We start from the raw sequence: 21,986 nt of genomic DNA on the forward strand, positions 1-21,986 counted from the left end.
GCCTCAGCCCTGGCCCAGGGGCTGGGCAAAGCCACCCTGTCCTGGCAGCGGCTGGCTGACGGCCTCCTTGAAGAAACCACTTATCAGCAGTTCCCACTGCAGCTTCCAGTCCTCGGTCGGCGAGCGCTTGAAGCCGGAACGCACGTACTGGGATATGCGCCCTTCGGCGGTGGACATCAGCAGGTTGGCAGCAGCGGCAACGGGAATGACGGGGCGCAGGCCCTCGCGCATTTCCGCTTCCCGGATAACCTGCTTGAGCTGGGTTTCGAAGCGGTCAAACAGCTGGGCAACCCGCAGATGCAGGCGCTCGGTCTCGCCGGCCAGGGCGTCGCCGGTAAGGATACGGGTAATGCCGGGGTTGCGCTCGGTGAAGGCCAGCAGCAGCATCAGCATTTTTTCACAACGGCCTGCGGCGCCGGGTTCCTCGGCGAGGATGAGCTTGATGCGACTGAACAGGGTGTCCTCGATGAACTCGATCAGTCCCTCGAACATCTTGGATTTACTGGGGAAATGCCGGTAGAGCGCGGCTTCCGATACACCCACGTGTTTTGCCAGTCCCGCAGTGGTGATCCGGTTGCCGGGATTGGCCTCCAGCATCTGGGCAAGAGCTTCCAGAATCTGCTGGCGCCGTTGGGACTTTCTGGGAGGCATGAAAATTACACGTCGCTCGGATTGTGTCCATGCTAGCGATTACCCGTGGGCCCTGCAATAAGCAGGGGCGAAAATTGCCTGAGAATATAGTGCCAACGGGCACTGGGTCACACAATCAGTGGCGCCTGTTGGTAATCAGGGTGCCAATACCCTCGTCGGTGAAGATTTCCAGCAGTACTGCGTGCGGCACCCGACCATCGATGATGTGCGAGCTGGCGACTCCGGATTTTACCGCGTCCAAAGCGCAGCTGATCTTGGGCAGCATGCCGCCATGGATAGTGCCGTCGGCGATCAGCGCATCCACCTCGTCGGTGCTGAGGCCGGTGAGAACATCGCCGCTTTTGTCCAGCAGCCCGGAGACGTTGGTCAGCAGCATCAGTTTTTCCGCCTGCAGCACCTCCGACAGCTTGCCCGCTACCAGGTCGGCATTGATGTTGTAGCTGTTGCCCTCGCGGTCGACCCCGATCGGGGCGATAACCGGTATGAAGTTACTGCCGAGAATGACCGACAACACCTCGGTGTCAATCTGCTCCACCTCGCCCACATGGCCGATATCAATAATCTCCGATGCGTCCAGTTCCGGGCTGTGGCGGCTGACCTTGAGCTTGCGGGCGCGGATGAGCTGGCCGTCCTTGCCGGTAACGCCGATGGCCTTGCCGCCGTTGCGGTTGATGGAAGAGACGATCTCCTTGTTCACACTGCCCCCGAGCACCATCTCAACCACATCCATGGTCTGGGCGTCGGTAACGCGCATGCCGTTGACGAACTCGGTGTGTATGTTGAGCTTTTCCAGCAGCTGGCCTATCTGCGGGCCGCCTCCGTGGACGACCACGGGGTTCATGCCCACCAGTTTCATCAGTACCACATCGCGGGCAAAGCTCTCGTGCAGCTCGGGGTCTACCATGGCGTTGCCGCCAAACTTGACCACCACGGTCTTGCCGGTGAAGCGCTGGATATAGGGCAGGGCTTCGGTGAGAACCCGGGCGATGTTAAGAGCTGCGGCGCGGTCGAGAGACATGTGATACCTGTTGGAGCCGGAGTGGCTCAGAAGTTCAGTTCCAAAGTGGAGTCCACCAGCGCTATCTGCTCGCGGAACTCGCTCATGATCATTTCCAGCGCTGCCTCGCTGGTGGCCTCAAAGCGGGCAGTGAGCACCGGGTTGGTGTTGGACGCCCTGAGCAGGCCCCAGCCCTCGGAAAAATCGACCCGGATGCCATCCATGGTATTGACCTTGCCGGAGGAGAAGTCGGTGTTGCGAACGATGCGGTCCATCAGCGCGTACTTGGCTTGCTCGGCGACCGGTATGAGAATCTCCGGGGTGTTGACGGTTTTCGGGAAGCTGTCGATGATGTCGTCGAGGCTGTCGCCCTGGGTACTCATGATCTCCGCCAGGCGGCCAGCGGCGTACATCCCGTCATCGAAACCAAACCAGCGTTCGCCGAAGAACATGTGGCCGGAGAACTCGCCGCCGAGCAGGGCCCCGGTCTCGGCCATTTTTTCCTTCATGAAGGCGTGGCCGGTCTTCCACAGTACCGGCCGGCCGCCATTGCCGGTGATCAGCTGGGTCAGGTTGCGGCTGCACTTGACATCGAATACCACGTCGGCCCCCGGATTCCGCGACACCACGTCCTGGGCGAAGATCATCAGCAGGACGTCCGAACGAACGATGTGGCCGCTGCCGGTGACGATAGCCAGGCGGTCACCGTCGCCGTCGAAGGCAACGCCGAAGTCGGCTTCCTCGCGCACCACCGCATCGCTCAGGGCGCGCAGGTTGTCCTCGTTGGAGGTGTCCGGGGAATGGTTGGGGAAGTTGCCGTCGACGCTGCAGTACATGGGAACAACCTCACAGCCGAGCTCCTCGAACAGCAGCGGGGCGACATCGCTGGCGGCACCATTGCCAGCGTCCACCACGATCTTTAGCGGCACGGCGATGGCGATGTCATGGGCCACCTGGTCGATATAGGCAGGCACCACATCTTCCCTGATCATGCGGCCGTTGCCCTTGCTGAATTCCGCCCGGATAACCCGGTCGCGGATATCCTCGATGCCGCCGGCGTGGATGGTATGCTGGTTGAGCACGATCTTCAGGCCGTTATCCGTCTTTGGATTGTGGCTGCCGGTAATCATCAGCCCGGAGCGGCACTTGAGGTGGTGGGTGGCGAAATAGAGTACCGGGGTGGGCACCAGGCCGATATCGATAACGTCCCTGCCGGATTCCATCAGCGCTCGCACCAGCGCCGACTTCAGCGCCGGGCTGGAGTTGCGGCCGTCGCAGCCCACCAGCAGCGACTGCTCCTGCATTTCCCCCGCCAGGGTGCCGATAGCGAGACCGATTTTCTCCATAAGCTCCACGGTGAGCTCGCTGTCAGCGTCACCGCGAATATCATAGGCGCGAAAGATGTGAGCGGGAAAATTACTGGGAATCCTGGCGGGCGATGCCGGTTCTTCCTCGACCTCGAGGTCCAGTTCCAGTACCTCGTCCAGGTCGCCGGCGGACGAGCCCTCTGCGAACTCGGTGACCGCGTCGGTTTCGCTGCTGCCGGCGGCAGGCGCAATGCTGCCTCCTTCTGCCTGGCGCAGGGCGCGCAGGGTGGCCCGGCGCAGCTGGCGGGCAACGGCAACCAGTTCCGGTATGCTCAGGTTCAGCTCTGACTTGCGGTCGGCGGCGGCGATCATCCGGCTGACATCATCCTCAATGATCCGCGGCATGCGCAGGGCAACAATGGCGAAGCCGCCCAGCGCCGCCACCAGGGAGAGTCCGAGGACCAGGTAAATCGGTCCGCTGGATGCCCCCAGGGAGGCAATCAGTTCTGTCGAGGGGGTGAAGGCGACCCGCCAGTTGCTGTCGGGTATGGTCGTGTAGCGCTGGTACCTGGTGGCGTTGCCGCTGCCGGCCTGGGCGATGATATTGGTGCTTGTTTTACCGTCGATGGCGGTGTAGATCTGCTCCAGGGCGTACTTGCCGGTGCCGGCGTTTACTGCCTGCAGCTCCCTGGAGAAGGCTGCATTGTCGATGGTTGCGACCAGTACCGCACGCCGGTCCAGGTGCTCGACCAGCTCGGCAATCGTCGTCAGCCAGCGGTCTTCAAACTGAAAAGCTTCGGGCAGGGTTTGCTCACCGCGGGCGGTGCGCCTGACCAGGTCGACTTCGATGTGATTGCGCAGGCCCCGGGTCCCGCGCTCGAATTCCGCCGTACCCATATCACCCACGGGCACCAGCTTCAGGGTCAGCAGGTCGGGGAAGTAGGGCAGAATCGCCTGTTCCAGCGCCTTTATCTCCTCCTGCCCGCGGCCGGCAATGGCGGCCCGGGCCAGTGGCGACCGGGCGGTGCTCTGCAGGCGCTCGCGCATCAGGGCGATACGGGCGTTGATATTGGTTGCCTGCTGCGTGGCGTAGGCGCCGGCGACCCGCTCCGCCTGCCGGGTTTTGACCCCGGGCTCGCGGACCAGCAGCAGGTAGGTGAAGCTGACCACGATGACCAGCAGGGTGACCAGCAGGCCTGTACCCGCGGTCTTGTAGGTGGCGTTACCGGAGGCCGCAATACCCTGGGGATTGGCCGCTTGCTGGCGTTTTGGCTCGCTGTTGGAGCCCTGTTTCTTGTTTTTCAGTTTATTCAGCATTATCCCTGGCCGACATTACCGATGTAGCACATGTTATTACGCCGGGCGCCCCGGGTGAACGCGCATTGCGACTTTTTATCAGGGTCCGCGGGTTCAGCAGCGGCTGGCGACCAGTTCCACGATCTGGCGGGCAATGGTGGCCTTGCTGGCGCGGGCCAGGCTCTGTTCGCCATCAGGCCACAGCACCGTCACCGCGTTCTCGGCGCTGTTGAAGCCAATGTCGCTCGCCGAGACATCGTTGGCAATGATCATATCCAGGCCCTTGCGCTGCAATTTCGAGCGGGCGTAATGCAGGACATCCTGGGTCTCGGCGGCGAACCCAACCGTGAAAGGCCGATACTCGCCGGCGGCCACGGTGGCGACAATATCCGGGTTCTTCACCAACTCCAGGCTAATGCTGTCGGCGGCGCCTTTTTTGATCTTTTGCGTCTGCACCTGTGCCGGGCGATAGTCGACCACCGCTGCACAGGCGATAAAAATGTCACAGTCGCTTACCAGCTGCTGGCACTTCTCCAGCATTTCCCGGGCACTTTCCACCCGGTGGCACTGCACGTGTTCCGGGGCCTGCAGATTGACCGGACCGCTGACCATGGTGGTGCGGGCGCCGGCGTCCACGGCCGCCGCAGCCAGGGCATAGCCCATCCTGCCCGAACTGTGATTGGAGATATAGCGCACCGGGTCCAGCGCCTCCCGGGTCGGGCCGGCAGTAAGCAGTACCCGTTTTCCCGCCAGCAGGCCGCTGCTGAACATGGCCGCTGCCGCCTCGGCGATAACCGGCGGCTGTTCCATGCGGCCCGGGCCGACGTCGCCGCAGGCCTGTTCCCCGGTGGCTGGTCCGACAATCCGGAAGTTGCGCTGCGCCAGGGTTGCGACATTGGCGGCGGTGGCGGGAGCTCGCCACATTTGCTGGTTCATCGCCGGGGCGAGGAGTCTGGGCGCTGCTGTGGCCAGGGCAACGGTGGTCAGCAGGTCGTCGCCGCGGCCGGCGGCCAGGCGGGCGATGAGGTCCGCGGTGGCCGGTGCTATCAACAGCAGGTCTGCCCAGCGGGCGAGTTCGATATGCCCCATGCCCTGCTCCGCTTCCTCGTCCAGCAGCTCGGTGTGTACCGGGTGGCCCGACAGCGCCTGCAGGGTCAGCGGGGTGATGAACTCACGAGCGCCCCGGGTCATGATGACCCGCACCGTGGCACCGAGTTCCTGTAGCTGGCGCACCAGCTCCGCCGACTTGTAGGCGGCGATACCGCCGCTCACGCCGAGGAGGACATTGCGATTAAATAGATGTGCCATTAGCGGACCTGAATTGCCACAATAGTTGCCTGAAGGCATGGAACGATACCACCTGCTCCCGGTATTTGACACCGGGGCGGGCGGGCACAGGGAGGAGCGCCGTGGCAGAGTCGGGATGGGAACCGGGAGAGGGACCCCGGGACAGGTTGTTGTTGCGCGGGCCCCAGAGCCTGGCCGATGCGGAGTTGCTGGCGGTGCTGCTGCAGACCGGTTACCGGGACTGCAATGCGGTGGTCCTGGCCCGCCAGCTGCTGCAGCAGTTTTCCGGACTTGCCGGCCTGCTGCGGGCGGATGCCGCCAGTATCCTGGCCTGCCAGGGCGTGGGCCACGCCAAGTACGCGCTGTTACGGGCCTCGGTGGAGCTGGCCCGGCGGCTGGCGCTGCAACAGCTGGAGGACGTCGATGTCCTGTCCAGCCCCCAGCGCACCCGGCAGTTCCTGCAGCACCATCTCGGCGGCCAGGTAAGGGAAATCTTCAGCGTCATCTTTCTCGACAACCAGCACCGGGTCATTTGCTGTGACGACCTGTTTCTCGGTACCCTCGACGGCGCGGCGGTCTATCCCCGGGAGGTGGCGGTGCGGGCGCTGCAGTACCGGGCCGCCGCTGTTATCTTCGCCCACAATCATCCCTCCGGTGTCGCCGAACCCAGCAGCGCCGACCGGCGCATCACCGAGCGGCTGGTCGCGGCCCTGGGGCTGCTGGACATCCGGGTGCTGGACCACATTATTGTCGGCGCCGGCCAGGAGTTTTCCTTTGCCGAGGGCGGCCTGCTGTGAGTAGCGCGGTGCGCAAACTCCGTGGCGGGTAGTCCTTGCCTTGGGCTGGACGTTCTGGTATAAAGTCGCGCTCCGCGCGGCTGGGGTCCTTTTTTTGGGGCCCGTAGAGGCCTCTTAACTATTTAATTCCCCCGATTTGGGAGAGACAGGATCATGGCAAGAGTATGTCAGGTTACCGGCAAGCGCCCGGTTACCGGAAACAACGTATCACACGCAAAAAACCGCACCCGTCGCCGGTTTTTGCCCAACCTCCACAAGCACCGTTTCTGGGTGGAATCCGAGAAGCGCTTCGTCAGCCTGCGGGTGTCCTCCAAGGGGATGCGTATTATCGACAAGCGAGGCATTGAAAGCGTTCTTGACGATATCCGTGCCCGCGGCGAAAAGGTATAAGGAGTAGCACGATGAGAGACAAGATTCGCATGAATTCGTCAGCTGGCACTGGTCACTTCTACACCACTGACAAAAACAAGCGCACCACCCCCGACAAGCTGGAAATGAAAAAGTACGATCCCGTTGCCCGCAAGCACGTGATCTATAAAGAAGGCAAGATCAAGTAATCAGCCTTACCGGCGCACGTCGAAAAACCCCGGCCAGACCGGGGTTTTTTGTGTCTGCAGCCGGGAGACTATTGCCAGTGTGAACAGGCTCTGATGTCAGTCAGCGATAGCAGCGAATGCCCGAACTTCCAGAGGTAGAAACCACCCGCCGGGGCGTGGCTCCCCATGTGAGCGGCCGCAAGGTCCAGTCCCTGCTGGTGCGGGAGCGCCGGCTGCGCTGGCCCATTCCCGATGACCTGCCGGCAATAATTGCCGGGCAACAGCTTGCCGCGGTAGAGCGCCGGGCCAAGTACCTGCTGTTTCACACTGCTCCGGGATCGGTGCTGGTGCACCTGGGCATGTCCGGGTCACTGCGCCTGGTCAGCCCGGCGGAGCCCGCCGCTTTCCACGATCATTTCGACATGGTGTTCAGCGGCGGTAACATCCTGCGCTACAACGATCCCCGCCGCTTTGGCTGTTGCCTGTGGCAGCCCGCGGGTGAAACCCACCCGCTGCTGGCCGGGCTGGGTCCCGAGCCCCTGTCCGCCGATTTCGACGGCGAGCTGCTCTACCGCCGTGCCCGCGGACGCCGGGGGCCGGTCAAATCCTTCCTCATGGACCAGAAGGTCGTGGTCGGGGTTGGTAATATTTACGCCAACGAGGCCCTGTTTCTCGCCGGTATTCGCCCCAACAGAGCGGCGGGCCGTATTTCCCGGGTCCGCTACCAGGCGCTGGCTGATCGCATTAAGCAAGTGCTTACTTCGGCGATAGAGCAGGGTGGCACTACCCTGCGCGACTTTGTTGGCGGTGATGGCAAGCCCGGATATTTTGCCCAGCAGCTCTACGTGTACGGTCGCCAGGGATTGCCCTGCAAGCAGTGCGGGGAAAAATTGCAGGAAAGTCGAATTAGTCAGCGAACTAGCGTGTACTGCGTGGCTTGCCAGCGATGAACAGGCTACACTAAAAACTCCATAGGGGACGGGGAAGGGACCTCGGGGAGAAATACAATGAAAACAAACAAAAGCGCGCGGCGCCTGGTAACAGCCCTCATGATTTCCTGCCTGATGGTGCCGCAGGCACTGCTGGCGGAATCGGCAATCGATGAAAGCCCGAACGAGTGGGCCATGGTGGGAGACCTGCTGGTAGCCCGGCCGGTGGGCCTGGTAATGACAGCGGGTGGCGCGGCGGTATGGCTGGTGAGCCTGCCCTTCACCCTGCTGGCGGGACACGCCGGAGAGGCGGCCGAGACCCTGATCCTGGGGCCCGGTGAAACCACCTTCATGCGCTGCCTGGGTTGCCGCAACACCGGCTATACCCACAAGGACGTCGAGGCCATTCGCGCCGCCCGCGAAGACGGTTAAGCCGCGGAGCGTTCGCTCCGCCCCTGCCCTACATCAGGAGAAACGCGCCTCCAGTGCCGTCGCCACAGGTGCCGGCACGAAGGGCGTGATGTCGCCATTCAGGGCGGCTATTTCCCGCACCAGGGACGAGGAGATATACGACAGGTGTTCCGAGGGCGTCAGGAAGATGCTCTCGAACTCCGGGTAAATGGCCCGGTTCATATTGGCCAGCTGAAATTCGTATTCGAAATCCGCCACCGCACGCAGGCCGCGCAACACGCAGCGGGCGCCCTGGCTCTTGGCGAAGTCGGTGAGCAGGTTGCTGAACCCGGTCACCTCCACATTATCCAGGTGCGCCAGGGCAGTGCTGCACAGGTCCACCCGCTGCTCCAGGTCGAACAGGGGGGTTTTCTTCTCGCTGTGGGCGATGGCGACCACCACCTTGTCGAACAGCCGGGCAGCCCGCTCCGCGAGATCGACGTGGCCGTTGGTAATAGGGTCGAAAGTACCCGGGTAGATGACCGTGTTGGTGCGCATTGCTGTCTGCCTGGCAGTGGTTGGAGCCGCGGATGGTAACCCGATTCAGGCTGGAGCGACAACGAACAGGCGGTAGCACACCTCGCCGGCGCGCTTTTCCCGGTGCAGTGCCCAGGTGGCCGGCAGGTCCGGGAGTTGTTCGCGAGCGCCGGTTTCGATGTACACCAGTCCATTGGCGCTGAGCTGCTGCCGGCCGGCGAGCAGCTCACAGCTGGGGCCGACCAGGTCGAGGCCGAACGGCGGATCGATAAAGACGATGTCCCAGCTGCTGGCCGCCCGCTCGAGGAAACTGGCCGCCTCGATCCGGTGACAGTGTCCCCGCTCCCGGGCTCCCAGGGTGTTCAGGTGATGCTCGATCTGGCCCAGGGCGGCAGAGTCCCGGTCGACGAAATCGCAGCTGGCAGCGCCGCGCGACAGGGCCTCGAGACCCAGGGCTCCGCTGCCGGCGAACAAATCCAGGCAGCGGGCGCCGTGGATGTCCGGTGCCAGCCAGTTGAACAGGGTCTCCCGGACCCGGTCGGGGGTGGGGCGCAGGCCGGCGACCGGCTGAAATGTCAGTTTGCGGCCCCGCCACTGGCCGCCGATAATCCGCAACTGGCTGCCCTTGCCTCGCGCTTTTGTGCCTTGCGACATTTAATCACTCTGTACAGCAGTGGTAGGATAGGCGCTTTCGCGGCGACCCTTCTGGTGACCGCAGACTGTAACACGACCAATATGAAATTTTTCAAGCGCAAGAAAAAGCCGGAGGCGCCCGCGCCTGCCGAGGAAGCGGTAGTACCGGCGGCGGAAGATTCGGCGACCGGCTCTGGCAATGCCCCGGGAACGGATCCGGTAAGGCCAGAACCGGCTGTTCCCGAGGACGCTGCTGCCGCGCCCGGGGTGCAGGCTCCGCTGCAATCGCAAGCGGCACCGGAACCAGAACTGCAACCGGCTGCTGAACAACAGCCGGCGCCCGAGCCTGGATCAACGTCGCCGCCCGGACCCGAGACGCAGCCGGCGCCCGGGCCTGGACCAACATCGCCGCCCGGACCCGAGACGCAGCCAGCGGTCGCTGGCCAGCAGCCAGGGCCCGGGGCAGCCACCCCGCTGGCGGTCCCTGAAACTCCGGCGCCAGCCCCCGAAAAGGTAGAGGAACCGGCCAGCGAGCCCTCACCTCAGGCGGCGCCAGCAGCCACTCCCGCCGACAGTGACAAACCCGGCTTCTTCTCCCGCCTGCGCCGCGGCCTGGGCAAAACCAGCGACAACCTGGTCCAGGGGCTGGGCAACCTGTTCCTGGGGCGCAAGGAAATCGATGCCGACCTGCTGGAGGAGCTGGAGTCCCGTCTGCTCATGGCCGATGTGGGGGTGGAGGCGACCATGGAGATCATCGACCGCCTCACCCAGCGGGTGTCGCGCAGGGAACTGACCAATCCCCAGGCCCTGCAGGGAGCGCTCAAGGAGGAATTGCTGGCCCTGCTCAAGCCCTGTGAGCAGCCGCTGTCAGTAAGTGGTCACAAACCTTATGTGATACTGATGGTAGGGGTTAACGGTGTCGGCAAGACGACCACGATAGGCAAGCTGGCGAAGCGCTTCCAGACCGAGGGGCGCTCCGTCATGCTGGCGGCGGGGGATACTTTCCGCGCCGCCGCCGTCGAGCAGTTGCAGGTCTGGGGTGAGCGCAACCAGGTTCCGGTTATTGCCCAGCACACCGGCGCCGACAGCGCCTCGGTGGTGTTCGATGCCCTGCAGGCCGCCCAGGCTCGGCAGATTGATGTCCTTATCGCCGACACTGCCGGCAGATTGCACAACAAGGACAACCTGATGGAAGAGCTGAAAAAGGTGGTGCGGGTCATGGGCAAGCTGGATGATTCGGCACCCCATGAAGTGATGCTGGTGCTGGATGCGGGCACCGGCCAGAACGCCCTGGCCCAGGCCGACCATTTCCGCCAGTGGGTCGGCGTTTCCGGGGTCAGCCTGACCAAGCTGGACGGCACCGCCAAGGGCGGGGTGATATTTGCCATTGCCCGCAAACTCGGGCTGCCCATTCGTTTTATCGGTATTGGCGAGTCGGCGGAGGATTTGCGTCCCTTTGAAGCCGATCCGTTTATCGAAGCCCTGTTTGCCGGGGATGACGCCGTTGCATGATCAGCTTTGAACGGGTGAGCAAGCGCTATGCGGAGGGTCACGATGCCCTGCGCGAGGTCAGCTTTGCCATAGCCCGGGACGAGCTGGTGTTTCTCACCGGTCATTCCGGTGCCGGCAAGAGCACCCTGATGCGCCTGATCATGCTGATGGACCGGGCCACCCGCGGGGTGGTGTCGGTAGACGGCACCGACCTGGCCCGGGTGCCCAATCGCAGCATTCCCGCCCATCGCCGGGATATCGGCGTGGTATTCCAGAACCATCAACTGCTGTTCGACCGACCGGTATTCGATAACGTGGCCCTGCCGCTGATAATTGCCGGCTACGATTACCGGGAAATTGGTCGCCGGGTGCGCGCCGCGCTGGACAAGGTCGGTTTGCTCAAGCGCGAGCGGGCCATGCCGGTCACCCTGTCCGGCGGCGAGCAGCAGCGGGTTGGTATTGCCCGGGCGGTGGTGGGCAAGCCGAAAATCCTGCTCGCCGACGAGCCCACCGGCAACCTGGACCCGGCGCTCTCCGCGGAAATCATGGCGCTGTTTGAGGAATTTAACCAGGTGGGCGTGACCGTGTTGATTGCCAGCCACGACCTGGCGCTGATTTCCAGGTTGAGGCACCGCATTATCACCCTGCGCGAGGGTCGCCTGGTAACCGGGGGTGGGTTGTGAGCCGGGCGCGGACTGAGGGCGCGGTGCACAGTCGAGCCCGTTTTGCTGACCGCTATAACGCCTGGCTGCGGCATCATCGACTGTCGGCCGCCGACAGCCTGCACCGGGTGCTGGAAAACCGGGTCTCCAGCCTGATGACCTGGCTGGTTATAGGCATCGCCCTGGCACTGCCGGTAGGCCTGGACGTGGCGCTGGACAACGCCACTGAGCTCAGTGCCGGCTGGGACAGCCCGGCGCAGATATCCCTGTTCCTGGAGGACGGGGTGAGTAGCGAGCAGGCCCTGGCGCTGGCCCGGGAGATTGAAGGCAGTGCTGATGTGGCCGCGGTCCTGTACGTGTCCCGCGAAGACGCCCTGGCCGAGTTCAGTGCGCTTTCGGGCTTTGCCGATGTTCTGGCCAGCCTCGAGGACAATCCCCTGCCCAACCTGCTGCTGGTTACCCCTGCAGCGGCCCTGGACGGGGCCGCGACTGGCGACCTGCGTGCCCGGCTGGCCGCAGAGAACAATGTCGCCGAGGCCGTGCTGGACATGGCCTGGCTGCAACGCCTCAACAGCCTGATGGACTTGAGCCGCCGGCTGGTGCTGGCGATTGGCGCATTGCTGGTGCTGGGGGTGCTCCTGATACTCGGCAACACGATACGCCTGGCTATTGAAAACCGGCGGGAGGAGATCGTGATCGTCAAGCTGGTTGGCGGCAGTAACCCCTTTGTCCGCAGGCCGTTTCTTTACACCGGGCTGTGGTACGGGGTCGGCGGCGGATTGTGCGCCGCCCTGCTGGTCAGCCTGTCACTGTGGTTTCTGGGCGCGCCGGTGGCTGATCTGGCGGCGCTCTACCAGAGTGACTTCAGCCTCCGCGGGCTGGGCCTGATGGGGGCTCTCAACCTGCTGATCCTGGGCGGCTTGCTCGGCCTGGCGGGGGCCTGGCTGGCGGTTACCCGGCACCTGGCCGATATCCAGCCGCGATGATGGCAGCTTTCTGGACAGGTGACGTAACATATTGATTATATTGATATTTATTTAATAATTATTTTTTGCCGGCGGGAACTTTCCCGTGATTAGCACTCTAATACAAAGAGTGCTAATATTGCCCGCCACTTAATGGAGATTCGACTATGAGTAACAGCCTGCTACCTGTAGACCAGATGGTACCGGGAGCCAATCTCGCCGCCTATGTCCAGGCCGTGGGCAGTATCCCTGTACTCAGTCCCGAGCGCGAGCGTGAGCTGGCCGAGGATCTCTATTACAACGAAAGCCTCGATGCGGCCCGGGAGCTGGTCATGTCCCACCTGCGCTTCGTGGTGCACATCGCCCGCAGCTACTCCGGCTATGGCCTGGCGGAAGCCGACCTGATCCAGGAGGGCAATGTTGGTCTGATGAAGGCGGTCAAGCGCTTCAACCCGGAAAAAGGGGTGCGCCTGGTGTCCTTCGCAGTGCACTGGATCAAGGCCGAGATGCACGAATTCATCCTGCGCAACTGGCGTATCGTCAAAGTGGCCACCACCAAGGCCCAGCGCAAGCTGTTCTTCAACCTGCGCAGCCAGAAAAAGAGCCTGGCCTGGCTTAGCGCCGATGAGGCGAAAGCCGTTGCCGACGACCTCGGTGTGGACGTCAAGGAGGTGCATCGCATGGAGGGCCGCCTGGCCAGCCGCGACCTGGCCTATGACCTGCCCAGTGACAGCGACGAGGAGGATAACTGGCAGGCACCCCAGTACTTCCTGGAGGACCAGACCTCCGATCCGGCGATGGCGGTGGAAGAAGGTGACTGGCAGCAGAATTCGGAAGCCCGCCTGCACAGTGCACTGGCGGACCTCGATGAGCGCAGCCGCGATATCCTGGCCCAGCGCTGGCTGGCGGAAGAGAAGGCCACCCTGCACGAACTGGCCGACCAGTACGGCGTATCCGCCGAGCGCATTCGCCAGCTGGAAGCCAATGCAATGAAAAAGCTGAAGGTCGCGATCGCCGCCTGAGCGAATAAACTTGCTTGAAGGAGCCCTCGCGGGAGGCGATGATGACATTAATCATCGCAATCCGGAGGGCTCCGGCAATTCAGGGCTGACAAAAATCATGGCAAAACTCTTCATTACCCTGGCATCGCTCAGTGGCATGCTGGCCGTTGTCTTTGGCGCCTTCGGCGCCCACGGGCTGCGCAACCGGCTGGATGACTACCTGATGGGCGTGTTTGAAACCGCGGTGCAGTACCACTTCTACCATGCCCTGGCCCTGCTGGCCGTTGGCGTGATCGCACTCGGCCAGCCGCAGACAGTGATGCTCAAGAGCGCCGGTTGGCTGTTTGTCATCGGCACCCTGGTGTTCTCGGGCAGCCTCTACCTGCTGGCGCTGACCGGGCTGAAGTGGCTGGGCGCCGTCACGCCCCTGGGCGGGCTGGCGTTTATTGCCGGCTGGGCCTGCCTGGCCGCTGCCGGCTGGAAACTGCTGGGCTGATATGAGCGACGGGAAAGTCCAGCGCAGAATCCGCAGTTACGTGCTGCGCACCGGGCGCATGACCCCCGGGCAGGAGCGGGCCTTCGAGGAGAACTGGGCGCGCTGGGGGCTGGAGCACGGTGATGGGGCCCTGGATTTCGACGTCTGCTTTGGCCGCCCCGGACCCCGGGTGCTGGAAATCGGCTTCGGCATGGGCCAGTCCCTGGTGGCCATGGCGGCAGCGGCGCCGGAGAAAAATTTTGTCGGCATAGAAGTGCACAAACCGGGCGTGGGACGCCTGCTGCACGCCATGGCCGCGGACCATGTAGACAACATCAGGGTCTACTGCCACGACGCGGTAGAGGTGCTGGAGGACTGTATCGCCGATGCCTCGCTCGACACCGTACAGGTATTTTTCCCCGATCCCTGGCACAAGAAGCGCCATCACAAGCGGCGGCTGATCCAGCCGGACTTTGTCGCCCAGCTCACGCGCAAGCTGAAACCCGGCGGAATTCTCCACCTGGCCACCGACTGGGAAAACTATGCCGAGCAGATGATGGCGGTGTTGTCCGCCGCCGAAGGCCTGAGCAACCAGGCCGGGCCGGGGCAGTTCGCTCCGAGGCCCGAATCCCGCCCGCTGACCAAGTTCGAGGCCCGCGGCGAGCGTCTTGGCCACGGTGTTTGGGACCTGCTGTTCCAGCGCGACTGACGAACCTGGTTAGCCCGGCAGGAACTCGGCGATTACCGTATCCAGGAACCTGCGTCCCAGCGCTGTCGCGCTGATGTTGTCCGCCCGCTGCGCCAGCAACTCCCGCGCCAGCAAGTTCCCCAGCGCCGGCTGCAGGCTGTCCGCGGCCAGGCCGGTCACCTGCTCGAACCAGGGCAGGCTGAAGCCCTCGTTGAGGCGCAGGGCGAACAGCATGAATTCACTGACGGTCTCCGCAGCGTCCAGTTCGCGGCTGCTGGCGGTAAAACGATCACCGGCCAGGTAATCCCGCGGCGCCCGGGTCTTGGCGTAGCGCAGGATACCGCCCTCCGGGCGGGTGATCTTGCCGTGGGCACCGGCGCCCAGCGCCAGGTAGTCGCCGAACGACCAGTAATTGAGGTTGTGGCGGCACTGTGCGCCGGGCCGGCTGTAGGCGGAAACCTCGTACTGCCGGTAACCTCCTGTGGCCAGCAACTGCTCGCCCGCGTCCTGGATATCCGCCAGGGTGTCCTCCACCGGCAGGACGGGCGGCCGCTTGTTGAATACCGTGTTGGGCTCAATGGTCAGCTGGTACCAGGACAGGTGCGGCGGGGCGAAGCCGATGGCGGTGCGCAGGTCCTCCAGTGCGTCGGCTTCGCTCTGCCCCGGCAGGCCGTGCATGAGGTCGAGGTTGAAGCTGTCGAAACCCGCGGCCCGGGTGTGGTCGACCGCGGCCCGGGCCTGCTCGGTGTCGTGGACCCGGCCCAGCGCCTGCAGCTTGTCATCCTGGAAACTCTGGATACCCAGTGACAACCGGTTAATGCCGGCCTGGCGAAAGCCGAGGAACTTGTCGGCTTCGGCGCTGCCGGGATTGGCCTCCATGGTTGCCTCCAGGTTCGGTGCCAGCGCCAGCAGCTGCCCCACACCCTGCAGCAGTTGCGCAATGGATTCGGCACTGAACAGGCTGGGGGTACCGCCACCGATGAACAGGGTCTGTACTTGCCGCCCTGCCGCCAGTTGCCGGTCATGGCGCAGGTCCGCCAGCAGGGCCTGGATATAGTCCTGCTCGGGTATCTGCGCTGCCTCGTGGGAATTGAAGTCGCAATAGGGGCACTTGCGCTCACACCAGGGCAGGTGGATGTAGAGGCTCAGCGGTGGCAGCGGCATGGGCCTAGCGATTGCTGGCCAGGGCCTGCAGCAACAGGGCGCTGGCCCGGGCCCGGTGGCTGATCCGGTTTTTCTCCTCGGGCGCCAGCTGTGCGCTGCTGCAGTCGTGCTCGGGGACATAGAACAGCGGGTCGTAGCCGAATCCCTGCTCGCCCTGGGCGGCAAACAGTATGCGCCCCTCCCAGCTGCCCTGGCAGACCAGCGGCATTGGGTCCAGGGCGTGACGCATATACACCAGCACACACTGGAACCGGGCGCTGCGCTGCTCTTCCGGCACGCCCTCCAGGGCGGCCAGCAGTTTGGTGTTGTTGGCGGCGTCGCCGCCGCCAGCGTAGCGGGCGGAATGAATGCCCGGGGCGCCCTGCAGGTAATCCACCGCCAGCCCGGAGTCATCGGCAATAGCCGGCAGGCCGGTGTGCTGGCAGGCGGCCCGCGCCTTGATGATGGCGTTTTCCACAAAACTGAGGCCGTCCTCCGCCACCGCCGGCACCGCGAATGCGGCCTGTGACCTGATATCCATCGCCAGGGGCGCCAGTATGCGCCTGAATTCCTTCAGCTTGCCGGCGTTGCCGCTGGCGAGCACGACGATCTGCTGGTCCATGGCGCCCTCAGTCCTCGTACATCTTGTGTTTCAGCTCGAAGGTATAGGTCTCGGTGGCGCCCTCGGGGCGGAAGAATATCTCGAAGAAACGGTGCTCCTCGTTGAGGAAGCGGATCTCGGCAATATAGTAAATTGCCGGGCCTTCCCGCACTTCCTGGAACTCCAGTTCTTCCTGCTTCTGCAGCAGGTCCCGGGTGCTGCCCTTGAGCTGCATGGGCCGGCCCACGTCGCCGCCCTCGGGCAACTTCTCCCGCACCGACAGGTTGAGAATCGCCCGGTCCTTACCCCGGACAATGCCGTAGGCGGCGGCCACCTCGGGTTCGATAAAGGTGGTGTTGACCACGCTGTAGTGCAATTCGTAGGGGCCGTAGCTTTGCGACTGCTGGGCCTGGGCGGGCGCCACCTGCAGGGCAATGACGGTGAACAGGATGGTAATGAAACGGTACATGATGACCTCAGCGGGTGATGTGGTAAATCGCCGTAGTGGCGAACAGGTTGGGCCAGGCGTTGGCCAGCAGCGGCTCGCGCTCTGTATTACCTACTACGTCGCGAGCCAGTATGCGGATGCCTCGCTCCCGGCACAGGGCCTCGAAGTCACGCACGGTGCAAAAATGGATGTTGGGGGTGTTGTACCAGGTGTAGGGCATGAACTTCGATACCGGCATGCGGCCCCGGGCGCCCAGGTAAAGGCGGCACTTCCAGTGGCCGAAGTTGGGGAAGGTCACAATGCACTGGCGGCCGATACGCAACATTTCCTCCAGCACCCGGTCCGGGTAGTGCACCGCCTGCAGGGCGTGGGCCAGCACCACGGTGTCGAAGCTCTGGTCCGGGAAGTTGCCCAGGCCCTTGTCCATGTCCTGTTCGATAATGTCGAGGCCGCGGCCGATGGCCGCGTTGATATTGTCCTGGTCAATCTCGATGCCGGTGCCGCGCACCTGGCGCTGGTCGCGCAGGGTCTGCAGGAACTCGCCACTGGCGCAGCCCAGGTCCAGCACCCTGGAACCGGGTTCTATCCAGCGCAGGATGTGGGACAGGTCCTGGCGCATCAGCCCTTACCTCCAACCCGCCGCATGTAGGCGTTGAAGGCGGCCAGGTAGCGGGGTATGGGCATGAGGAAAGCGTCGTGGCCCTCGTCGGCGTCTATTTCGGTATAGGTCACCGGCCGCTCGGCGGCGATCAGGGCATCGACGATCTCCCGGGAGCGCGCCGGGGAGAAGCGCCAGTCGGTGCTGAAGGAGGCGACAAAAAAACTGCAGCGGGCGTTGCGGAAGGCCCTGACCGGATCGTGGTCGTATTCCCGGGCCAGGTCGAAGTAGTCCAGCGCCCGGGTCATCAGGATGTAGGTGTTGGCATCGAAGCTGCCGGAAAACTGGCTGCCCTGGTAGCGCAGGTAGCTCTGCACCTGGAATTCGATGTTGTCCTCGTCGCCCATCTCGAAGCTGCCGGAGCGCAGCTCGCGGCCGAACTTGTTGGCCATTGCCTCGTCGGACAGGTAGGTAATGTGGCCGACCATGCGGGCCAGCGCCAGTCCCTGGGCCGGGGTGGTTTGCTGGTAAATGTAGTTACCGCCGGCGAATGCCGGATCGGAAATAATCGCCTGGCGGGCGAGCTCGTTGAAGGCCAGGTTCTGGGCACTGAGTTTCATCGCCGCGGCGATGACCACGCAGTGCCTGAGGCGGTCGGGGTACTCCAGTGACCAGCGCATGGCCTGCATGCCGCCGAGGCTGCCGCCGATAACGGCGGCCCAGCAGTCTATGCCCAGCCTGTCCGCCAGCCGGGCCTGGCTGTGAACCCAGTCACGGGCGCGCAGGGGCGGGAAGTCCGGTCCCCAGGGCCTGCCGCTGTCGGGGTTGATACTGGTGGGGCCGGTGGAGCCATGACAGCCGCCGAGGTTATTGAGGCTGACCACGAAGAAGCGCTCGGTGTCGATGGGCTTGCCCGGACCAATACATTCGTTCCACCAGCCGGGTTTGCGGTCATCCTCGCTGTGGTAGCCGGCGGCGTGGTGGTGGCCGGAGAGGGCGTGACAGATCAGTACCGCGTTGCTCCTGTCGGCATTGAGTTCGCCGTAGGTCTCGTAAACCAGGTCATAGCGGTCGAGCGTTCTGCCGCAGGCGAGGGTCAGCGGCTGGTCGAAATGCGCCAGCTGGGGCGTGACAATGCCCAGGGACCGGCTGTCGCGGGGTGCGGCCATCAGCGCTTACTCAGAGACCGATGACCAGTGCCGGGTGCAGGCCCACCCCGGTAGCCATGTGGCGCAGGGCAATCTGGATAACATTGATGAGGATGAACAGCAGGATCGGGGAAAAATCCATGCCGCCCATGGGCGGCAGCAACTTGCGGAAGGGCGCCATTACCGGTTCGGTGATCTGGTACAGCAGGAAAACCGCGGGATTGCCGCTGCCGGGCGCCAGCCAGCTGAGGATAATCATCGCCAGCAGGGCGAAAAAATAAATATTCACCAGCAGCCCGACCAGGCCCAGCGCCGACCACAGGAGCAGCAACACCGGATTGGGCAGGCCGAGCCCGTACAGCCCCATCAGCACCATGATGGACAGCATCTGCAGCAGCAGGGCCAGCAACAGCGAGGCCAGGTCCATCCCCGCGAGGCCGGGTATCACCCGGCGCAGCGGCAGTACCAGGGGATTGGTGACCTTGACCAGGAACTGGCTGATCGGGTTGTAAAAGTCGGCGCGCACCAGTTGCAGCAGGAAACGCAGCACCATGGCGAGCAGGTACAGGGTCAGCGCGGTCTGTACCAGGTAGATCATAATCTCGTTGAAAGCGCCCATGTTGCTATCCCATCTCCCTCGCCATTTCATCGGCCCGGTCTGCCGCGGCCTGCATGGCCGTACTGACCACCTGGCGCAGCCCGGCGGCCTCGAAACTCTCCACCGCGGCCTGGGTGGTGCCTCCGGGGCTGGTCACCCGGCGGCGCAGTTCCACCAGGTCGACATCGCTTTCCAGGGCCATCCGGGCCGCCCCCAGCGCGGTTTGCTGGGCCAATTGGGTCGCAGTGTCCCGCTCCAGCCCCTGGGCCTCGGCGGCGGCTATCATCGCTTCCATAAACAGGAAGAAATAGGCAGGGCCGCTGCCGGAGAGGGCGGTGACCGCGTCCAGGTCTTTTTCCCGCGGTACCCAGCTGACTAAACCCACCGCCGCAAGCACCTGTCCGGCATGCGCCCGCTGCGCCTCGCTGACCTGCTCATTGGCGAACAGGCCGCTGGCGCCGCAACCGAGCAGGGCCGGGGTGTTGGGCATGCAGCGCACGATGGCGGTGGTCTCCCCCAGCCAGGACTGCAGGCTGTTGATGGTGATGCCGGCGGCGATGGAAATGACCAGGGCGTTTGCCTCCAGGCTGGCGGCAATGCCCGTGCATACCTCGGCCATGACCTGCGGCTTGACCGCCAGGATAATGACGTCCGCTCCGGCCACTGCCGCGTTATTGCTGTCACAGGCGGTCACCGGCGCCACCTGCTGCAATCGCGCAAGGCTTTCCGGGTAAGGATCCGCGGCGCGGATGTGATCGGCCGGGTGGCCGGCTTCGACGAGGCCGCCGACAATGCTGTTGGCCATGTTGCCGGCGCCGATAAAGGCGATGGTGGGAGTACTCAATGCTTTGGATCTCAGTCAGTCGCGGAAGTAACGGTTGGTTACGCTAAACAGCCAGTATACCGCCCGCAGCCGGTCAATATCACCTCTGCCGCGGCCCAAAAATCGCAGTACCAATGCGAATCATCGTCGACCCCTCGGCGATGGCCGCTTGCCAGTCGCCGGACATGCCCATTGACAGGGTGTCCAGCTGCGGGTGGTGCTGTTGCAGCGCCTCGAATAGCTGGCGCAGGCGGGCAAAGGCGCGCCGCTGTTCGGTCTCGTCGTCGCTGGCCGCGGGAATCGCCATCAGCCCCCGCAGCTGCAGGCGGGGCAGTTCGTCCACCAGCGCCGCCAGCCCCGGCAGTGCTTCCTCGCTGGCGCCGGACTTGCTTGCCTCGCCGGAAATATTCACCTGCAGGCAAACCTGCAGGGGGGGCAGCTCCGCTGGCCGCTGTTCACTCAGCCTGCGGGCGATCTTTTCCCGGTCAACGCTGTGCACCCACTGGAAGTGTTCGGCGATGGGACGTGTCTTGTTGGACTGTATCGGGCCAATAAAATGCCAGGTCAGCGGCAGGTCGGCCAGTTCGTCGATCTTGGCCAGCGCTTCCTGCAGGTAGCTTTCCCCGAACTGGTCCAGACCGCAGGCGTGGGCGGCCCGGATGTCGGCCGCGGGCCGGGTTTTGCTGACTGCCAGCAGGACGACGTCACGTTCCGCTTTTTGGCTTTTTTCGGCACTCAGACGTACCCTCTGGAGCAGCTTTGCTATATTGTCTTTGGGGATGGGCTGGTTCATGTCGCGAATGGTAGCTGATTCGCGGCATCCGGGGCCATATAAAGCCTGCATAAAGAAAACAGAACGGCCACTGTGTCGCGGTCTGGCGGTACCTGGGCAGCCTGAAAGGCGAGCCGCCACACCAGAGGGGATAAATATGGACATCACAGAGCTTCTCGCATTCAGCGCCAAGCAGGGGGCGTCTGACCTGCACCTTTCCGCGGGACTGCCGCCGATGATCCGGGTTGATGGCGATATCCGCCGAATCAACCTGCCGCCGATGGAGCACAAACAGGTTCATGAGTTGATCTACGACATCATGAACGACAAGCAGCGCAAGGATTACGAGGAATTTCTCGAGACCGACTTTTCCTTTGAAGTGCCCGGTGTGGCCCGTTTCCGGGTTAACGCCTTCAACCAGAACCGCGGTGCCGGGGCGGTGTTCCGGACCATTCCCTCGAAAGTACTGACCATGGAAGACCTCGGCATGGGCCAGGTGTTCCGGGACATCAGCATGATGCCCCGCGGCCTGGTGCTGGTGACCGGGCCTACCGGTTCCGGCAAGTCCACCACCCTGGCGGCCATGGTCGACTTTATCAATGACAACAAATACGAGCACGTGCTCACCATCGAGGACCCTATTGAATTCGTCCACGAATCCAAGAAGTGCCTGGTCAACCAGCGGGAAGTGCACAAGGACACCCTGGGCTTTGCCGAGGCCCTGCGTTCGGCGCTGCGGGAAGACCCCGACATTATCCTGGTGGGTGAGATGCGCGACCTGGAAACCATTCGCCTGGCCCTGACCGCGGCGGAGACCGGTCACCTGGTGTTCGGTACCCTGCACACCACCTCGGCGGCAAAGACCATCGACCGGGTGATCGACGTGTTCCCGGCAGCGGAAAAAGACATGGTCCGCTCAATGCTGTCGGAATCCCTGCAGGCGGTCATTTCCCAGACCCTGCTCAAGCGCACCACGGGCGGCCGGGTGGCGGCCCACGAGATCATGCGCGGCACTTCCGCGATCCGCAACCTGATTCGCGAGGACAAGGTGGCGCAGATGTATTCAGCCATCCAGACCGGCCACGCTATTGGCATGCAGACCATGGACCAGTGCCTGCAGGAACTGGTGGACAAACGAGTTGTTTCCCGCGATGTGGCGCGGGAGAAAGCACGCATGCCGGAGAACTTCTAGCACTGCGCAATAACCAGTAAC

At 63.6% G+C, this 21,986-nt stretch carries 26 protein-coding genes; 12 read left to right on the forward strand and 14 right to left on the reverse strand.

Features of this window, described 5'->3' with window-relative positions:
- Window positions 1-3 precede the first annotated feature (3 nt).
- The 4 genes from slmA to coaBC form a co-directional block, all read right to left on the reverse strand.
- Entirely contained in the window at window positions 4-651 is a 648-nt protein-coding gene (gene slmA, locus DWB85_RS15170; RefSeq protein ID WP_117956317.1) for a nucleoid occlusion factor SlmA, read from the reverse strand.
- A gap of 115 nt (window positions 652-766) precedes the next feature.
- The gene (argB, locus tag DWB85_RS15175; RefSeq protein WP_117956318.1) at window positions 767-1,669 is read right to left on the reverse strand and encodes an acetylglutamate kinase; all 903 of its coding nucleotides are present in this window, start codon (window positions 1,667-1,669) and stop codon (window positions 767-769) included.
- A gap of 26 nt (window positions 1,670-1,695) precedes the next feature.
- Window positions 1,696-4,272 (reverse strand): phosphomannomutase/phosphoglucomutase, encoded by a 2,577-nt coding sequence (locus DWB85_RS19795; protein ID WP_117956319.1) that lies wholly within the window; start codon window positions 4,270-4,272, stop codon window positions 1,696-1,698.
- Window positions 4,273-4,365: 93 nt separating this feature from the next.
- The gene (gene coaBC / locus DWB85_RS15185; protein ID WP_117956320.1) at window positions 4,366-5,559 is read right to left on the reverse strand and encodes a bifunctional phosphopantothenoylcysteine decarboxylase/phosphopantothenate--cysteine ligase CoaBC; all 1,194 of its coding nucleotides are present in this window, start codon (window positions 5,557-5,559) and stop codon (window positions 4,366-4,368) included.
- Between the two features lie 101 nt (window positions 5,560-5,660).
- On the opposite strand from coaBC, the gene radC reads away from it, so the two are divergent.
- The 5 genes from radC to DWB85_RS15210 all read left to right on the forward strand — a co-directional run bounded on the left by radC (window position 5,661) and on the right by DWB85_RS15210 (window position 8,232).
- A complete protein-coding gene (gene radC, locus DWB85_RS15190; protein ID WP_117956321.1) occupies window positions 5,661-6,335 on the forward strand; it encodes a RadC family protein in 675 nt (224 codons plus the stop codon).
- Between the two features lie 153 nt (window positions 6,336-6,488).
- Window positions 6,489-6,725: a 50S ribosomal protein L28 gene (gene rpmB / locus DWB85_RS15195; protein ID WP_117956322.1), complete on the forward strand. Its 237-nt coding sequence runs from the start codon at window positions 6,489-6,491 to the stop codon at window positions 6,723-6,725.
- Between the two features lie 11 nt (window positions 6,726-6,736).
- The gene (gene rpmG, locus DWB85_RS15200; protein WP_117956323.1) at window positions 6,737-6,892 is read left to right on the forward strand and encodes a 50S ribosomal protein L33; all 156 of its coding nucleotides are present in this window, start codon (window positions 6,737-6,739) and stop codon (window positions 6,890-6,892) included.
- A 116-nt stretch (window positions 6,893-7,008) separates the two neighbouring features.
- The gene (gene mutM, locus DWB85_RS15205; protein ID WP_117956324.1) at window positions 7,009-7,821 is read left to right on the forward strand and encodes a bifunctional DNA-formamidopyrimidine glycosylase/DNA-(apurinic or apyrimidinic site) lyase; all 813 of its coding nucleotides are present in this window, start codon (window positions 7,009-7,011) and stop codon (window positions 7,819-7,821) included.
- Between the two features lie 57 nt (window positions 7,822-7,878).
- Window positions 7,879-8,232 (forward strand): hypothetical protein, encoded by a 354-nt coding sequence (locus DWB85_RS15210; protein ID WP_117956325.1) that lies wholly within the window; start codon window positions 7,879-7,881, stop codon window positions 8,230-8,232.
- A 33-nt stretch (window positions 8,233-8,265) separates the two neighbouring features.
- Here the strand turns inward: DWB85_RS15210 and coaD are convergent, their stop codons facing one another.
- The gene (gene coaD, locus DWB85_RS15215; protein ID WP_117956326.1) at window positions 8,266-8,748 is read right to left on the reverse strand and encodes a pantetheine-phosphate adenylyltransferase; all 483 of its coding nucleotides are present in this window, start codon (window positions 8,746-8,748) and stop codon (window positions 8,266-8,268) included.
- Window positions 8,749-8,793: 45 nt separating this feature from the next.
- Window positions 8,794-9,381: a 16S rRNA (guanine(966)-N(2))-methyltransferase RsmD gene (gene rsmD, locus DWB85_RS15220; protein ID WP_117956327.1), complete on the reverse strand. Its 588-nt coding sequence runs from the start codon at window positions 9,379-9,381 to the stop codon at window positions 8,794-8,796.
- Window positions 9,382-9,462: 81 nt separating this feature from the next.
- Here rsmD and ftsY point away from each other — a divergent pair, with 81 nt between their 5' ends.
- The 6 genes from ftsY (at window position 9,463) to trmB (ending at window position 14,663) form a co-directional block, all read left to right on the forward strand.
- Window positions 9,463-10,872 (forward strand): signal recognition particle-docking protein FtsY, encoded by a 1,410-nt coding sequence (gene ftsY / locus DWB85_RS15225; RefSeq protein ID WP_117956328.1) that lies wholly within the window; start codon window positions 9,463-9,465, stop codon window positions 10,870-10,872.
- Entirely contained in the window at window positions 10,869-11,534 is a 666-nt protein-coding gene (ftsE, locus tag DWB85_RS15230) for a cell division ATP-binding protein FtsE (RefSeq protein WP_117956329.1), read from the forward strand. The genes ftsY and ftsE overlap by 4 nt, the downstream gene beginning before the upstream one ends.
- Before the next feature lie 23 nt (window positions 11,535-11,557).
- A complete protein-coding gene (gene ftsX / locus DWB85_RS15235; protein ID WP_117956361.1) occupies window positions 11,558-12,499 on the forward strand; it encodes a permease-like cell division protein FtsX in 942 nt (313 codons plus the stop codon).
- A gap of 146 nt (window positions 12,500-12,645) precedes the next feature.
- Window positions 12,646-13,500 carry an RNA polymerase sigma factor RpoH gene (rpoH, locus tag DWB85_RS15240; protein ID WP_117956330.1) on the forward strand — a complete coding sequence of 285 codons (855 nt, stop codon included), beginning with the start codon at window positions 12,646-12,648 and terminating at the stop codon, window positions 13,498-13,500.
- Window positions 13,501-13,597: 97 nt separating this feature from the next.
- The gene (locus tag DWB85_RS15245) at window positions 13,598-13,975 is read left to right on the forward strand and encodes a DUF423 domain-containing protein (RefSeq protein WP_117956331.1); all 378 of its coding nucleotides are present in this window, start codon (window positions 13,598-13,600) and stop codon (window positions 13,973-13,975) included.
- A 1-nt stretch (window position 13,976) separates the two neighbouring features.
- The gene (trmB, locus tag DWB85_RS15250; RefSeq protein ID WP_117956332.1) at window positions 13,977-14,663 is read left to right on the forward strand and encodes a tRNA (guanosine(46)-N7)-methyltransferase TrmB; all 687 of its coding nucleotides are present in this window, start codon (window positions 13,977-13,979) and stop codon (window positions 14,661-14,663) included.
- 9 nt (window positions 14,664-14,672) lie between these two features.
- On the opposite strand, the gene hemW is transcribed toward trmB, so the two are convergent.
- The 8 genes from hemW to DWB85_RS15290 all read right to left on the reverse strand — a co-directional run bounded on the left by hemW (window position 14,673) and on the right by DWB85_RS15290 (window position 20,794).
- A complete protein-coding gene (gene hemW, locus DWB85_RS15255; protein ID WP_117956333.1) occupies window positions 14,673-15,806 on the reverse strand; it encodes a radical SAM family heme chaperone HemW in 1,134 nt (377 codons plus the stop codon).
- 4 nt (window positions 15,807-15,810) lie between these two features.
- The gene (rdgB, locus tag DWB85_RS15260; protein ID WP_117956334.1) at window positions 15,811-16,407 is read right to left on the reverse strand and encodes an RdgB/HAM1 family non-canonical purine NTP pyrophosphatase; all 597 of its coding nucleotides are present in this window, start codon (window positions 16,405-16,407) and stop codon (window positions 15,811-15,813) included.
- A gap of 7 nt (window positions 16,408-16,414) precedes the next feature.
- Window positions 16,415-16,855, reverse strand: coding sequence for a DUF4426 domain-containing protein (locus DWB85_RS15265; protein ID WP_117956335.1), 441 nt, complete (start codon window positions 16,853-16,855; stop codon window positions 16,415-16,417).
- Between the two features lie 7 nt (window positions 16,856-16,862).
- Window positions 16,863-17,453, reverse strand: a complete 591-nt coding sequence (gene metW, locus DWB85_RS15270) for a methionine biosynthesis protein MetW (RefSeq protein WP_117956336.1) — start codon at window positions 17,451-17,453, stop codon at window positions 16,863-16,865.
- Entirely contained in the window at window positions 17,453-18,601 is a 1,149-nt protein-coding gene (gene metX, locus DWB85_RS15275) for a homoserine O-succinyltransferase MetX (protein WP_117956337.1), read from the reverse strand. Before metX ends, metW begins: the two co-directional genes overlap by 1 nt.
- 10 nt (window positions 18,602-18,611) lie before the next feature.
- Window positions 18,612-19,199 (reverse strand): YggT family protein, encoded by a 588-nt coding sequence (locus DWB85_RS15280; protein WP_117956338.1) that lies wholly within the window; start codon window positions 19,197-19,199, stop codon window positions 18,612-18,614.
- 4 nt (window positions 19,200-19,203) lie between these two features.
- Window positions 19,204-20,022, reverse strand: a complete 819-nt coding sequence (gene proC, locus DWB85_RS15285; RefSeq protein WP_117956339.1) for a pyrroline-5-carboxylate reductase — start codon at window positions 20,020-20,022, stop codon at window positions 19,204-19,206.
- 79 nt (window positions 20,023-20,101) lie between these two features.
- A complete protein-coding gene (locus DWB85_RS15290) occupies window positions 20,102-20,794 on the reverse strand; it encodes a YggS family pyridoxal phosphate-dependent enzyme (RefSeq protein ID WP_117956340.1) in 693 nt (230 codons plus the stop codon).
- A gap of 136 nt (window positions 20,795-20,930) precedes the next feature.
- On the opposite strand from DWB85_RS15290, the gene DWB85_RS15295 reads away from it, so the two are divergent.
- On the forward strand, window positions 20,931-21,965 hold the full coding sequence (locus tag DWB85_RS15295; protein ID WP_117956341.1) for a type IV pilus twitching motility protein PilT: 1,035 nt from the start codon (window positions 20,931-20,933) through the stop codon (window positions 21,963-21,965).
- Window positions 21,966-21,986: the final 21 nt, after the last annotated feature.

It is taken from the genome of Seongchinamella sediminis (genome assembly GCF_003457605.1).
GTDB classification, from domain to species: Bacteria; Pseudomonadota; Gammaproteobacteria; order Pseudomonadales; family Halieaceae; genus Halioglobus; species Halioglobus sediminis.

Coding starts and splice junctions, on each gene's coding strand:
- slmA (WP_117956317.1), bottom strand. CDS start 651: ATGCCTCCCAGAAAGTCCCAACGGCGCCAGCAGATTCTGGAAGCTCTT.
- argB (WP_117956318.1), bottom strand. CDS start 1,669: ATGTCTCTCGACCGCGCCGCAGCTCTTAACATCGCCCGGGTTCTCACC.
- DWB85_RS19795 (WP_117956319.1), bottom strand. CDS start 4,272: ATGCTGAATAAACTGAAAAACAAGAAACAGGGCTCCAACAGCGAGCCA.
- coaBC (WP_117956320.1), bottom strand. CDS start 5,559: ATGGCACATCTATTTAATCGCAATGTCCTCCTCGGCGTGAGCGGCGGT.
- rpmB (WP_117956322.1), top strand. CDS start 6,489: ATGGCAAGAGTATGTCAGGTTACCGGCAAGCGCCCGGTTACCGGAAAC.
- rpmG (WP_117956323.1), top strand. CDS start 6,737: ATGAGAGACAAGATTCGCATGAATTCGTCAGCTGGCACTGGTCACTTC.
- mutM (WP_117956324.1), top strand. CDS start 7,009: ATGCCCGAACTTCCAGAGGTAGAAACCACCCGCCGGGGCGTGGCTCCC.
- DWB85_RS15210 (WP_117956325.1), top strand. CDS start 7,879: ATGAAAACAAACAAAAGCGCGCGGCGCCTGGTAACAGCCCTCATGATT.
- coaD (WP_117956326.1), bottom strand. CDS start 8,748: ATGCGCACCAACACGGTCATCTACCCGGGTACTTTCGACCCTATTACC.
- rsmD (WP_117956327.1), bottom strand. CDS start 9,381: ATGTCGCAAGGCACAAAAGCGCGAGGCAAGGGCAGCCAGTTGCGGATT.
- ftsY (WP_117956328.1), top strand. CDS start 9,463: ATGAAATTTTTCAAGCGCAAGAAAAAGCCGGAGGCGCCCGCGCCTGCC.
- ftsE (WP_117956329.1), top strand. CDS start 10,869: ATGATCAGCTTTGAACGGGTGAGCAAGCGCTATGCGGAGGGTCACGAT.
- rpoH (WP_117956330.1), top strand. CDS start 12,646: ATGAGTAACAGCCTGCTACCTGTAGACCAGATGGTACCGGGAGCCAAT.
- DWB85_RS15245 (WP_117956331.1), top strand. CDS start 13,598: ATGGCAAAACTCTTCATTACCCTGGCATCGCTCAGTGGCATGCTGGCC.
- trmB (WP_117956332.1), top strand. CDS start 13,977: ATGAGCGACGGGAAAGTCCAGCGCAGAATCCGCAGTTACGTGCTGCGC.
- hemW (WP_117956333.1), bottom strand. CDS start 15,806: ATGCCGCTGCCACCGCTGAGCCTCTACATCCACCTGCCCTGGTGTGAG.
- rdgB (WP_117956334.1), bottom strand. CDS start 16,407: ATGGACCAGCAGATCGTCGTGCTCGCCAGCGGCAACGCCGGCAAGCTG.
- DWB85_RS15265 (WP_117956335.1), bottom strand. CDS start 16,855: ATGTACCGTTTCATTACCATCCTGTTCACCGTCATTGCCCTGCAGGTG.
- metW (WP_117956336.1), bottom strand. CDS start 17,453: ATGCGCCAGGACCTGTCCCACATCCTGCGCTGGATAGAACCCGGTTCC.
- metX (WP_117956337.1), bottom strand. CDS start 18,601: ATGGCCGCACCCCGCGACAGCCGGTCCCTGGGCATTGTCACGCCCCAG.
- DWB85_RS15280 (WP_117956338.1), bottom strand. CDS start 19,199: ATGGGCGCTTTCAACGAGATTATGATCTACCTGGTACAGACCGCGCTG.
- DWB85_RS15290 (WP_117956340.1), bottom strand. CDS start 20,794: ATGAACCAGCCCATCCCCAAAGACAATATAGCAAAGCTGCTCCAGAGG.
- DWB85_RS15295 (WP_117956341.1), top strand. CDS start 20,931: ATGGACATCACAGAGCTTCTCGCATTCAGCGCCAAGCAGGGGGCGTCT.